This is a genomic window from Pseudoxanthomonas sp. GM95, from assembly GCF_900109775.1.
Taxonomy (GTDB): domain Bacteria; phylum Pseudomonadota; class Gammaproteobacteria; order Xanthomonadales; family Xanthomonadaceae; genus Pseudoxanthomonas_A.
Genome location: NZ_FOAX01000002.1, coordinates 1,235,955 through 1,249,037, shown reverse-complemented (window position 1 = coordinate 1,249,037; position 13,083 = coordinate 1,235,955). Strand labels below are relative to the sequence as shown.

Here is a 13,083-nt window from a genome sequence, read left to right as displayed (position 1 = left end):
CGCGATCAGCCGATCGCGCAATTGGCCGCGATGAACTGTTCGTGCGTCGGCATGCTCTGCACGCAGGCATGGATGACGCCGCGGATGTTGTCCAGGTACGGGCCGATCTTGGCTTCCGGATACACGTCCACCAGCGGGTGATAGCTCGCCGGACGCATGCCCTGGCCATGCATCACCTGCAGCCAGCTGACCTCGGCGAACATCTCGTTGGCGTCGCGGAAAATGCGTCCGCTGCTGCGGAACAGGTCCATGCGCTGTTGAAGCGAATCCGGGATCGCCATGGTCCGGCACTGGTTCCAGAACGGCGTGTCGTCGCGGTCGGTGGCGTGGTAATGCAGGATCAGGAAATCGCGGATGCGATCGAACTCGAAATCCGCATGCGCGTTGAAGGTGGCGATGTCGACCGGATCGAAGCCCGCATGCGGGAAGAACGCGGTCAGGCGCGCGATCGAGGACTGGATCAGGTGGATGCTGGTCGATTCCAGCGGCTCCATGAAACCGCTGGAGAGGCCAATGGCGATCACGTTCTTGTCCCAGAACTTGCGCCGTTTTCCGGTCACGAAACGCAGCGGCTTGGGGTCGGCCAGCGCCTCGCCGTCCAGGTTGGCCAGCAGCGTGGCGGCGGCCTCGTCATCGCTGATGTGCGCGCTGGAATAGACGTAGCCGTTGCCGGTGCGGTGCTGCAGCGGGATGCGCCATTGCCAGCCGGCCTCGCGTGCGGTCGAGCGCGTGTACGGCGTCAGCGGGCCGGCCGACGCGCACGGTACGGCCAGTGCACGGTCGCATGGCAGCCAGTGGGTCCAATCCTCGTAACCGGCCTTCAATGTCTGCTCGATCAGCAGGCCGCGGAAGCCGCTGCAATCGATGAACAACTGGCCTTCCAGCGACTGGCCGTTGTCCAGCTGCACGGCGGTGATGAAGCCATCCTCGCCGCGCTGCTGCGCGTGCACCACCCTACCTTCCACGCGCACCACGCCGCGGCGTTCCGCGTACTGGCGCAGGAAGCGCGCATACAGCGCCGCGTCGAAGTGATACGCGTAGGCGATGTCGGCCAGTGGCGAGTTGGGCCGATCCAGCGTCGCGCGCATGAAACGGTTGTCGTGGCAGGCCGCGGTATTGATGGAGTACTGCTCCAGCGGCGCGGCCTTGCCCTGGGCGAACATCTTCAGCCAGTAGTGGTGGAAGCTGACGATGCCCAGATCGCGGCCGATCTTGCCGAAGCCGTGGATGTACGACTCGCCCTTGCGCCCCCAGTCGACGAACTCGATGCCCAGCTTGAAGCTGCCGCGCGTCTGCCGGATGAAGTCATCCTCGTCCAGGTCCAGCGCCTGGTTGTAGAGCTTGATCATCGGGATCGTGGCCTCGCCCACACCGACGATGCCGATCTCCTCCGACTCGACCAGGGTGATCTTCGCGTAGCCGCCCAGCACCTTGGACAGGGCCGCGGCGGTCATCCAGCCGGCCGTGCCGCCGCCAACGATGACGATGTCGCGGATCTGGGAGTGCGTCATGGATAGTCCTGCAGCGTAGGAAGAAAAGCGCGTATGCCACGAATGCTACGCACCTGTGCGAACGGTTCACGCCGCCGCGCAGCATCGCCGGACTGGATCGCGATCATGGCGCGGACTGTGCCGGCAGCACCAGCGTCATCTGGTCCATCCACAGCGGATCGTGGCGCCCGTCGCCGCCACCGAAGGCCATGCCCTGCGGCGATGGCACCAGGGCGCGATAGCCGCCGTCGTAGTCCCAGGTGTTGATGACCAGCGTGCCGCCATCCGGCAACGCAGACGTGGGCACGGTGAGGATCACCTCGCCATGCTCCGGCACGGCTTCGACGCGCGGCGCCGGCAGCAGCGGCGTGCCTTCGTTGCCGGCATCAGCCCCCTCGGCGGAGGTCAGCACCGCACTGGCGCCGTGCACGCGCAGGCGATATTGCCAATGCAGGCCATCGGGTAGCACGTCGTTCTGCAGCGGCATCGCGGCAGGACCCGGCATCCCCGGCACGGAAAGGTAGACGGTGAACGCCACATGGTCGAAGCCGTTGGGAAGCTGCCACACGTCGAGCATGCGTTCTGTGCGCAGGGTCAGGCGCAGGACATTACCGGCACGCTCCACCTTGGCCGCGCGTAGGTCCAGCGTGCCGCGCGTGTCGCGGCCGGGATCCTTGAAATAGCGATAGCGCCCGCTTGGACCGCAGTCATCGCCAGCCGGATCGTCCACCGCGGCGACCGGCGTCCATTCGCGATTGATCCGGAACACCTGCGGCGCCGAGGCCTGACTGCCATCCCAGGCCACGCCGCGATGCGGCACGTCCGGATCGGCCAGGCTCGACGCATCGGCGTCGAGCTTCCAACGCCCCTGCGCATCAGCCTGCGCGGTGGCGGCCTGCGCCAGGTCGCCATCGACGACCCAGGCGATCTGCGTGCCGGGGGCCGCCTGCCCGCTGACGGCATAGGCGCGCGTGGGCGGCGTGGCGGGCAGCGGATCGACACGCGGCGCGGGGCTTGCCGACGCGGGTTTGGCTTTCGTGTTCGCGTCCGCCTGCACGGTCCACACCAGGCCTGCCTGCGGCGGCAGCAGCAGGTTCAGGCGTCCCTGCCCATCGACCTGCAGTGCCTGGCCCGGCGCGTCGGTGGAGAACGCAGGCACCAGCCTGGCGCCTGCCGCAAGCCCAGTGTCCATCGCATCCACCAGCACCGGATGCGCGGCCGTGTTGAACGCCACCAGCCGCTGCTGGCCCTCGAAGTCGATGCGATACACCAGCCCGCCGGGTCCGGTCGCACTGCTGGCCAGCACGGTCGGATTGCCGCGCGACAGCGTCTTGTCGCCGCGCCGCAGCGCGATTACCGATTCCAGATACGCGTACAGCGGCGCCTGCATGTCGAAGTGATCGCGCCCCTGCGCGCCGAAGCCGCCCGCGAACATCGCCGTCCGCTGGCCGGTATAGCCCTGCTCGGTGCCGTAATAGATGACCGGGATGCCGGGCAGCGTCATCAACATCAGCAACGCCTGCTTCAGCGCCGGCGTGCTGCCGTTGGACAGGAAGCGGTCGACGTCGTGGTTGTCGATGAAGCTCGGCATGCGATGCGGATCGCGATGGACCTGCATCATGTTGGTGATGCGGAAAGCCAGGTCCGCGGTCGGTCTGCCGCGCGCGAAGACCTCGGTCGCGGTGCCGTACAGCGGGAAGTTCAGCATGCCCGGCATCAGCGGCTTGCCGGCCGCATCGCGCACATAGGTTTCGATCCGCCTGGCCTGCGTGTCCTCGCCCGGACGATCCAGGCCGAAGCCTTCACCGAAGGAGAGGAAGTCATCGCGCCCGGTCTGCCGCGCCACCACTTCCACGCCCGGATGCGCCGGATCGGGAGCGTGCAGGAACGCATCGAAGAACGCCGGCGGCACATAGAACGCCGTATCCACGCGGAAGCCGTCCACGCCCACTTTGCGCACCCAGTCGGCGTAGGTATCGCGCAGCACCTGCTGCACGCGTGGATTGTCGGTATTGAGGTCGTCCAGCCCGGCGAGCTGCCAGTCCAGCATCTGCGCCTGGTCGGCGAAGCTGCGGATGTCCGGCGTCCAGTGATAGATCGCCTCGGCACGCTGGGCTGGATCGCGCGCATCGTTGCGGTCGAACGGTGCCTGCACCGGCGCCTGCCGCTTTTGCGTGTCGGTCTGGCGGAAGAAGTGCCTGGCCGGGTCCTTCGGGTCCCACGCGCCGTCGTAGCCGAACCAGTCGCCGGTATGGTTCACCACGATGTCCTGCACCAGGTACATGCCACGCCCGTGCAGGTCGCGCGACAGCGCTTGGTAATCGGCCAGCGTACCGAAGTGCGCATCGACCGCGGAAAAATCGCTGGCCCAGTAGCCGTGATACCCGCCGTAGCGCACGCGCGGATTCCACCACTGGTTGGCAACCGGCGGGGTGATCCACAGCGTGGTTGCGCCCAGGCCAGCGATGTAATCCAGCCGCTGGCGCAGGCCGGCCAGGTCGCCGCCGCTGAAGCGTGCGCTGTCGGCCGGATCGTATTCATCGGCGTGCTGGTCGTTGTTGCGCGGATCGCCATCGGCGAAGCGGTCGATCATCGCGAAGTAGATGACCTGGTCGCGCCAGTCCGGTGACGGCACGTGCAGTGGTCCTTCCTGTGCATTGACCGCGCCACTTGCCAGCACACCCGCTGCCAACGCGATGCGCAAAGCGCTTCGTGCAATGCAGCATGTTGCGCCCGCAGGCCGCTGAAACCGTTTCTTCCTCGCCATATGCGCATTCCTCCGCCCCGATGCGGAACGCACCGTAGCAATGCGTAGCGCGCCGATCGTCATCGTCGCGTCATGAATACGTATGCAGGCCGATGCATCGGCGCGAGCCGGCACTACCATTGCCGCCCATTCGAAAAGGCCATGTTTTTCTGCCTTGGCGAAGCACCGGCCCAGAGGGGGAGCCGGTCCGCAACTTGAATCGCAGTACCAACATTGACTGGAGGGGAAAATGTTGACTCCCAAGCGCAACCTGCTGTGCGTGGCCCTGGCCTCGGCGCTGACGCTGGCCACCACCCATGCCGCCGCGCAGAGCGCGCCGACCGATCCGCCGGGCACGCCCGCCGACGACAGCACCGACAAGACTGATGGCAAGGCGACCGACCTGGACCGGGTCAAGGTCACCGGCATCCGTCGCGGGATCGAGGCGGCCATCGATACCAAGCAATCGATGGACAACATCGTCGAGGCGATCTCGGCCGAAGACATCGGCAAGCTGCCCGACGCCAGCATCGCCGACTCCATCGCGCGCCTGCCCGGCCTGACCGCGCAGCGCTACAACGGCCGCGCGCAGCAGATCAACATCCGCGGGTTTGATGGTGGGTTCGCCACCACCAACCTCAACGGCCGCGAGCAGGTCAGCCTCAACATCAACCGCGGCGTCGAGTTCGACCAGTACCCGTCGGAACTGGTGAGCCAGGTGGTGGTGAGCAAGACCGCCGACGCCGCGCAGATCAACCAGGGCCTGTCGGGCACGGTGGACCTGCAGACGGTGCGTCCGCTGTCCTTCGACGAGCGCGTCACCGCGGTCAACTACCGCCGCGACATGAACAAGATCGAGGACCAGAAGAAGTTCGGCGAGCGCTACAGCCTGTCCTACATCGACCAGTTCGCCGACCGCACCGTCGGCCTGGCGCTGGGCTACGCGCATCTGAACAATCCGGGCCAGGGCTACGAGTTCAACTCCTGGGGTTACGACGGCAACGGCGGCCTGAGCGGCTCGGACCTGTTCACCTATGAGCGCGACAACACCCGAGACGGCTTCGCCGCCACGCTGCAATGGGAACCGAACGAGAATTTCTCCAGCGTGCTGGACGTGTTCTATTCCAAGTTCGACCGCGACGAGAACAAGCGCGGCGTGCAGTTCGGCCTCGCCACCGACACCGTGGGCCAGACCAGCGGCAACGGCACCGTCACCCAGGGCACTGCCACGGCCAGCCCGGTCGTGCTGCGCAACGATTACAACGGCGCCAATGACAAGCTGCTGTCGATCGGTTGGAACAACAAGCTGAAGTTCGCCGAAGCCTGGACCCTGAGCACCGACATCAGTACCTCGATCGGCCATCGCGACGAAACCGTGCTGGAAACCTATGCTGCCAGCGCCGCGCCGGTGGAACTGGGCTACACCTACAACCCCGATGGCTATTTCGACTTCGACTTCGGCCAGGACTTCACCGACCTGGATGCGTTCTCGCTGATGGATCCGGGCGGCTGGGGTGGCGACCGCGCCCAGGCCGGTTACCTGAAGAAGTTCAAGGTCAAGGACCAGCTCACCGCCACGCGGATCGACCTGGAACGGTCCTTCGACGAAAGCATGTTCAGCAAGATCCGCTTCGGCGCCAACTTCACTGACCGCGTCAAGTCGCGTGATTCACAGGAGTTCACCCTGTGCATCACCCAGGAGTGCACCGAGAACGTGCCCGGTGCGATCACCAGTGACCTGGCCACCGTGCGCGGGCTTGGTTTCGCCGGCCTGGATTCGTTCGTGTCGCTGGACCCGATGCAGCTGGTGGACACCGTCTACTACCAGCTGGAGAAGGATCACCCGGACATCGCCAAGAAGGATTGGGAAGTGCGCGAGCGCGTGGGCACCTTCTACCTGCAGGCCGACATCAACACTGACCTGGGCTCGATCCCGGTCAAGGGCAACGTCGGCATCCGCGCGGTCAATACCGACCAGTCCTCGTCCGGCACCGCAACCTATTCGGGCAATGCCATCGGTGAGGAAACCAACGCCGGCCTGAGCTACATGGAGTACCTGCCCAGCCTCAACCTGACCTTCCAGTTTCCGGCCGACCAGTATGTCCGCCTCGGCCTGGGCCGGCAGATGGCGCGCCCGCGCATGGACGACCTGCGGGTGAACTTCGACATCGGCTACGACGCGACCCAGGAGATCTGGACCGCTACCGGCGGCAACACCAAGCTCAAGCCGTGGATCGCCAACGCGGCCGACCTGTCCTACGAGTGGTACTTCGGCGGCAACAAGGGCTATTTCAGCGCCGCGTACTTCTACAAGGACCTGCGCTCCTACATCGTCAACGCGATCACCGACTTCGATATCCGCAACACGCCCTACCCGGCCGCGCAGTATCCGGCCGACGCAGGCTTCGCCGGCAAGTTCACCCAGCCGATCAATGGTGAGGGCGGCAAGATCCACGGCTACGAGCTGGCCCTGTCGATGCCGTTCGACCTGCTGTGGTCGCCGCTGGAAGGATTTGGCCTGCAGACCAGTTACTCCGATACCACCAGCGCGATCGAGCCCCAGAATGGCTTCGACCGACTGCCCGGCCTGTCCAACTACGTGTCCAGCACCACGCTGTACTTCGAACGCTGGGGCTTCTCGGCCCGCGCCAGCCGGCGCACGCGCTCGCACTTCGTCGGTGAGGTCATCGCTACCGGCGGCGACCCCGCGCTACAGACCTTCGACGCCGAGGCGGTGGTGGATTTCCAGCTGGGCTATGTCTTCCAGTCCGGCCCGTTGAAGGACCTGTCGTTCCTGTTCCAGGTCAACAACGTCACCGACGAGCCGTTCAAGCAATACAACACCTTCTCCGATCGCCCGGCCAAGTTCTCCGAGTACGGCCGCACCTACCTGCTGGGCATGAACTACAAGTTCTGATCGGTCACCGCTTGGATAGACATGGGCGCCACGGGATTCGTGGCGCCCTTTTTTTGCGCGGCGCTCAGGCGCCGTCGGCCGGCTCCAGGCGCGGGGTGATCGCATCCTGGCGTGGCAGGCGTCGGCCGGCGCGGCGATCGGCTTTCCAGCACAGCCAGCCGGCGATGAAGAATGCGGTGGCGCCCAGCGACAGCTTGAGCGGCTCGTGCGCGACCAGCGGCGACAGCACGCCGGCCACCACCGCGTTGAGCGTCAGCTGCACGAAGGCCTGCAGCGACGAGGCCAGGCCGCGCTGGCGCGGATACAGGTCCAGCACCGCCAGCGCCAGGATCGGGAACACCAGGCCCATGCCGGTGCCGGCCACGAAGATCGGCAGCACCGCCCACGGCACTTCGAAGGTGGGCGATAGCGACGCATAGGCGATGCTGGCCGCGCTGGCCACCGCGCAACAGATGAAGCCCACGCGCACCTGGGCGGCGGGCTTCAACTTGCCGGCCATGCGCCCGGACAGCCACGAGCCCAGGGTCATGCCGCCGATGGTCGGGATGAACAGCCAGGCGAAATCCTGCTCGGTCTTGTGCAGCAGGTCCATGACGAACACCGGCGCCGAGGCGATGTACAGGAAGATCCCGCCGAACATGAACGCACCGGCCGCGGCCAGGCGCTGGAAGCGGCGATCCAGCGCGATCGCCTTATAGCCTTGCCACAATCCGCCGACAGAAAGCGGCGTGCGCGCGGCGACCGGATGGGTTTCCGGCAGCCACACCTGGGTGGCCACCAGCAGGACCAGGCCGAAGGCGACCAGGAACCAGAAGATCACCGGCCAGCCCGCGCCGGCGCCCAAGATCCAGCCGCCGATGATCGGCGCGATCGCCGGCGCGATGCCGAAGATCATCGACACCTGGCTCATCAGCTTCTGCGCCAGATGGCCGTCGTAGAGATCGCGGATCACCGCGCGGCCGACGATCATGCCGGCGCCGGCCGAAAAGCCCTGCAGCGCGCGGAACGCCAGCAACGTCCCCAGATCGCGCGACAGCGCGCAACCCACCGAAGCGCCCACAAACACCACCAGCCCGCCCAGGATCACCCGCTTGCGGCCGAACGCATCGGACAGCGCGCCGTGGGCCAGGCTCATCACCGCATAGGCCAGCAGGTAGACGCTGACCGTCTGCTGGACCGCCATCTGGTCCACGCCCAAGCGCTGGGCCAGCTGCGGGAAGGCCGGGAAGATGGTGTCGATGGAAAACGGCCCGAACATCGCCAGCCCCGCCAGCAGCAGGGCGAGACGACGGGTCGAGGTGGCAGGCAACGGCATGAAGGATCCTGGAAGGGCGGCCGCCCGGCGCGCGGAAACGGCAAGGCGCAGGCCGCGCAAGTAGCGCGCGGCCCGGAGACGACAAGGGAAAGTGCGCAAATGATAGGCGCTGCGCCCGCCGCCGGTCACGGCCCATGGGCCGGACAGGCCGTTTCGTGACCGCATCGCCGGCCTGCCGCGCCCGGGCATACGCGCGCGCGGCCGGCCCGTATAATCGGCCCGTAGTTCAGGTGGGAGAAGCGGCGCAGGCCTTCGGGCGGCGGCCGCTGCCGAAGGCGCAACGCCCGTAATCGCTCAGGCCCGATACCACCGCAGGCAGCACACACTCTGGAGAGACCGGCCGCCCGAGAGGGTCGGCGCCGGCGCCGAAGGGGCACGAAGCGCAGCGTGACCGCGCTTTTAAACTCTCAGGCAGAAGGACAGAGGGGCGCGAGGAAGACCGTGGTCGTTCCCACAGGTCCGCATGGCGGATCGCGGGCAGGCCGCGGCTTCCAACTCTTTCGCGTGCCCCACCCTTCGGATGCCTGCCATGTCCCAGAACACCCCCTCGCTGCGCGACCTCGAACACCACTCCGCGTTCGTCGAACGCCACATCGGCCCCAACGACGCCGAAATCGCGCAGATGCTGTCCGTGGTCGGCCATCCGACCCTGGAGTCGATGACCGACGCCATCGTCCCGGGCAAGATCAAATCCCCGGCGCCGCTGGCGCTGCCCGAGGCAATCACCGAAGAAGAAGCGCTGGCCAAGATCCGCCAGATCGCGGTGAAGAACCAGGTGTTCAAGAGTTTCATCGGCCAGGGCTATTACGGCACCCACACGCCCAAGGTGATCCTGCGCAACATCCTGGAAAACCCGGCCTGGTACACCGCCTACACGCCCTACCAGGCCGAGATTTCGCAGGGCCGCATGGAAGCGCTGATCAACTTCCAGACCCTGTGTGCCGACCTGACCGGCATGGAGATCGCCAACGCCTCGCTGCTGGACGAAGCCACCGCCGCCGCCGAAGCGATGACCCTGGCCAAGCGTTCGGCCAAGTCCAAGTCGGACGTGTTCTTCGTCCATGACGCGGTGCACCCGCAGACCCTGGAACTGCTACGCACCCGCGCAGAGCCGCTGGGCATCGTGCTGGAGCTGGGTACGCCGCAGCAGGCGATGGACGCTGAATGCTTCGGCGTGCTGCTGCAGTACCCGGACACCTTCGGCCATATCGGCGACTACAAGGCGCTGGCCGATGCGGTGCACGCGCGCCACGGCCTGGTCGCCGTGGCCACCGACCTGCTGGCTCTGACCCTGATCGCCGCGCCCGGTGAATGGGGCGCTGACATCGTGGTCGGCAACTCGCAGCGTTTCGGCGTGCCGTTCGGCTTCGGCGGCCCGCATGCCGCGTTCATGGCGTGCCGCGATGCGTACAAGCGCTCGATGCCGGGCCGCCTGATCGGTGTCTCGATCGATTCGCAGGGCAATCCGGCCTATCGCCTGACCCTGCAGACCCGCGAGCAGCACATCCGTCGCGAGAAGGCGACTTCCAACATCTGCACCGCGCAGGTGTTGCTGGCGGTGATGGCCTCGATGTATGCCGTCTACCACGGCCCCGAGGGCCTGACCCGCATTGCCCAGCGCACCCATCGCCTGGCCGCGATCCTGGCCGCCGCGCTGCGCCACGCCGGCGTTGAAGTCGGCGAGCACTTCTTCGACACCCTGCACGTCAAGGGCGTCGACGCCGATGCGATCCACGCCAAGGCCCAGGCCGCGGGCATCAACCTGCGCGTGATCGACAGCGAAGCGCTGGGCATCAGCCTGGACGAGACCACCACGCGCGCCGACCTGCTGGCGCTGGCTGGCCTGTTCTGCGCCACGACCGACGAAGCCGATGGCAGCGCCAACGCCGGGGAAGACGCCTCGCCGGATGCCATCATCGACGCACTCGATGCCGCCACCGCCGATGCACTGCCGGAAGGCCTCAAGCGCACCAGCGCGTTCCTGCAGCATCCGGTGTTCAACACCCACCACAGCGAGCACGAACTGCTGCGCTACATGCGCGCCCTGGCCGACAAGGACCTGGCGATGGATCGCACCATGATCCCGCTGGGCAGCTGCACCATGAAGCTCAACGCCACCGCCGAGATGATCCCGGTGACCTGGCCCGAGTTCGGTGCGATCCATCCGTTGGCCCCGTCGGCACAGTCCACCGGCTACAAGCAGCTGATCGACGAACTGGAAGCCATGCTGGTCGAGTGCACCGGCTATGACGCGGTAAGCCTGCAGCCCAACTCCGGCGCACAGGGCGAGTACGCCGGCCTGCTGGCGATCCGCGCCTACCACCGCTCACGCGGCGAAGGCCATCGCGACATCTGCCTGATCCCCGAATCCGCGCATGGCACCAACCCGGCCTCGGCGCAGATGTGCGGCATGAAGGTCGTGGTCACCAAGTGCGATGCCAACGGCAACGTCGATGTCGAAGACATCCGCGTGCAGGCCGAGAAGTATTCGGACCGCCTGGCCGCGCTGATGATCACCTACCCGTCCACGCACGGCGTGTTCGAAGAGGACGTGGTCGCCATCTGCGAAGCCGTGCATGCACACGGCGGCCAGGTCTACACCGACGGCGCCAACATGAATGCCCTGGTCGGCGTGGCCAAGCCCGGCAAGTGGGGCTCGGACGTGTCGCACCTCAACCTACACAAGACCTTCTGCATCCCGCACGGCGGCGGCGGCCCGGGCGTGGGTCCGTGTGCGGTCAAGTCGCACCTGGCCCCGTTCCTGCCGCGCACGCTGGGCGGCGAAGGCGATGTCGGCATGGTCTCGGCGGCGAGCTTCGGTTCGGCCTCGATCCTGCCGATCAGCTGGATGTACATCACCATGATGGGCACCGGCGGCCTGCGCAAGGCCACGCAAGTGGCGCTGCTCAACGCCAACTACATCGCCAAGCGCCTGGCGCCGCATTACAAGACGCTCTACACCGGCCGCAACGGGCTGGTGGCGCACGAATGCATCCTCGACGTGCGTCCGCTGGAGAAAGCGACCGGCATCAGCGCCGAGGACGTGGCCAAGCGCCTGATCGACTTCGGCTTCCACGCCCCGACGTTGAGCTTCCCGGTCGCCGGCACGCTGATGGTCGAGCCGACCGAAAGCGAATCCCAGCACGAGCTGGATCGCTTCATCGACGCGATGATCCAGATCCGCGAGGAAATCCGCGCAGTCGAAGACGGCCGCCTGGATCGCGAGGACAACCCGCTCAAGCACGCCCCGCACACCGCCGTGCAGGTCTCCGGCAGCGAGTGGACCCACGCCTATCCGCGCGAGCTGGCCGCCTTCCCGCTGGCCAGCCTCAAGCAGGCCAAGTACTGGCCGCCGGTGGCGCGCGTGGACAACGTCTACGGTGACAAGAACATCATGTGCGCCTGCATTCCGGTGGATGCGTACAAGGATGACGTCGAGGCCTGATCCGCTTGACGGTGAATGAAGAAGCCCCGCTCATGCGGGGCTTTTTCTTGGCCACTCGGCAACGTCAACCCGGTCGGCATCCCGGCGCAGATCCACCTGCCATCTGGACGCCACCGGACATTTGGCTTCTGATGTGGCGACATCGCCCTCACACCGCACCGTGCCAAGCCATCGCCAGGCGCCTGTTCGCAAGACGCGGGCCGACCCTCACCCTGCACGGAACCTTGCATGACAACGCATTCCCTTCGATTCGATCAATCACGCGCCACGGCACGCATGATCCGCCGTGCCCTGCTGTTGCTCGCCCTGCTGTCGCTGTGCACGGCGCATGCCTGGGCCGCGTCACCGGCCGAAGGGAAGCCCAGGTCCAAGCCTGGCCACGGCTACGTGATGCCGTCGACCGAGGTCTTCGACCTGACCTCCGACGGGGGTGAGGTGTATCGGATCTTCGTGTCCTTCCCCGGCAGCGGCGAGGCGCCCAAGGACGGCTATCCGGTGCTGTACGTGCTGGATGGCAATGCGTACTTCGGCTCGTTCGCCGCGGCACGCTGGGTGCAGGAATTCGAGCCGGTCGGCCAGTCGATCATCGTCGGCGTCGGCTATCCCGGCGATGCGGCCTGGGACGTACGGCGCATGAACGACTACACGCAGCCGCTGCTCGATCCGCCGCCCAAGCAGTGGCGCGAGCTGGCCAAGTACAAGAGCGGCGCGCGCAAGCCGTTCCTGGACTTCCTCACCGGCAAGCTGCGCACCGAGATCGGCAAGCGCTACACCGTCGATGACACGCGCAATGCCTTGTTCGGCCATTCGTTCGGCGGGTTGTTTGCGCTGTATGCGCTGTACGAGCGGCCCGAGGCGTTCAATACGATCGTGGCCGCCAGCCCGTCCTCGGAATGGAACGAGCAAGGCATGCTCAAAGAGGAACGCGCCTTTACCGAGCGCCTGACCAGCGGCCAGATCGGCAAGACCAGCAAGCTGATGGTCGTGGTCGGCGACCAGGACAAGGACGACGATCCCGAACCCGCGCGCGCCCTGGTCGATCGCCTGGACCGGCTCTCCGGCTACGGCATGCGCGTGCGCCTGCATCGCTACGAAGACGAAGTACACGTGACCGTGCCGGCGCGTTCGGTGACCGATGTGCTGCGGTTCTCCTTCGAGATCCGCTGAAGG

Annotated in this window: 6 protein-coding genes and 1 riboswitch; of the genes, 3 read left to right on the top strand and 3 right to left on the bottom strand. The window is 66.4% G+C overall.

Going from position 1 to position 13,083, the window contains the following annotated elements; all coding sequences use genetic code 11:
• Nucleotides 1-5 precede the first annotated feature (5 nt).
• Together BMZ17_RS13525 and BMZ17_RS20970 are read right to left on the bottom strand one after the other, a co-directional pair.
• Complete coding sequence (locus tag BMZ17_RS13525) at nt 6-1,511, bottom strand: tryptophan halogenase family protein (protein WP_093139067.1); 1,506 nt, start codon at nt 1,509-1,511, stop codon at nt 6-8.
• Between the two features lie 103 nt (nt 1,512-1,614).
• Nucleotides 1,615-4,125, bottom strand: coding sequence for an alpha-amylase family glycosyl hydrolase (locus tag BMZ17_RS20970; protein WP_175485586.1), 2,511 nt, complete (start codon nt 4,123-4,125; stop codon nt 1,615-1,617).
• A 361-nt stretch (nt 4,126-4,486) separates the two neighbouring features.
• Between BMZ17_RS20970 and BMZ17_RS13510 the strand changes: the two genes are divergently transcribed.
• Nucleotides 4,487-7,153: a TonB-dependent receptor gene (locus BMZ17_RS13510; protein ID WP_093139065.1), complete on the top strand. Its 2,667-nt coding sequence runs from the start codon at nt 4,487-4,489 to the stop codon at nt 7,151-7,153.
• Between the two features lie 64 nt (nt 7,154-7,217).
• Here the strand turns inward: BMZ17_RS13510 and BMZ17_RS13505 are convergent, their stop codons facing one another.
• Nucleotides 7,218-8,468: a multidrug effflux MFS transporter gene (locus BMZ17_RS13505; RefSeq protein WP_093139064.1), complete on the bottom strand. Its 1,251-nt coding sequence runs from the start codon at nt 8,466-8,468 to the stop codon at nt 7,218-7,220.
• A 317-nt stretch (nt 8,469-8,785) separates the two neighbouring features.
• Nucleotides 8,786-8,901: riboswitch (glycine riboswitch) on the top strand.
• An 87-nt stretch (nt 8,902-8,988) separates the two neighbouring features.
• On the opposite strand from BMZ17_RS13505, the gene gcvP reads away from it, so the two are divergent.
• Together gcvP and BMZ17_RS13495 are read left to right on the top strand one after the other, a co-directional pair.
• The gene (gcvP, locus tag BMZ17_RS13500; RefSeq protein ID WP_175485585.1) at nt 8,989-11,913 is read left to right on the top strand and encodes an aminomethyl-transferring glycine dehydrogenase; all 2,925 of its coding nucleotides are present in this window, start codon (nt 8,989-8,991) and stop codon (nt 11,911-11,913) included.
• Nucleotides 11,914-12,141: 228 nt separating this feature from the next.
• The gene (locus BMZ17_RS13495) at nt 12,142-13,080 is read left to right on the top strand and encodes an alpha/beta hydrolase (protein ID WP_093139063.1); all 939 of its coding nucleotides are present in this window, start codon (nt 12,142-12,144) and stop codon (nt 13,078-13,080) included.
• Nucleotides 13,081-13,083: the final 3 nt, after the last annotated feature.

Coding starts and splice junctions, on each gene's coding strand:
- BMZ17_RS13495 (WP_093139063.1), top strand. CDS start 12,142: ATGACAACGCATTCCCTTCGATTCGATCAATCACGCGCCACGGCACGC.
- BMZ17_RS13505 (WP_093139064.1), bottom strand. CDS start 8,468: ATGCCGTTGCCTGCCACCTCGACCCGTCGTCTCGCCCTGCTGCTGGCG.
- gcvP (WP_175485585.1), top strand. CDS start 8,989: ATGCCTGCCATGTCCCAGAACACCCCCTCGCTGCGCGACCTCGAACAC.
- BMZ17_RS13525 (WP_093139067.1), bottom strand. CDS start 1,511: ATGACGCACTCCCAGATCCGCGACATCGTCATCGTTGGCGGCGGCACG.
- BMZ17_RS13510 (WP_093139065.1), top strand. CDS start 4,487: ATGTTGACTCCCAAGCGCAACCTGCTGTGCGTGGCCCTGGCCTCGGCG.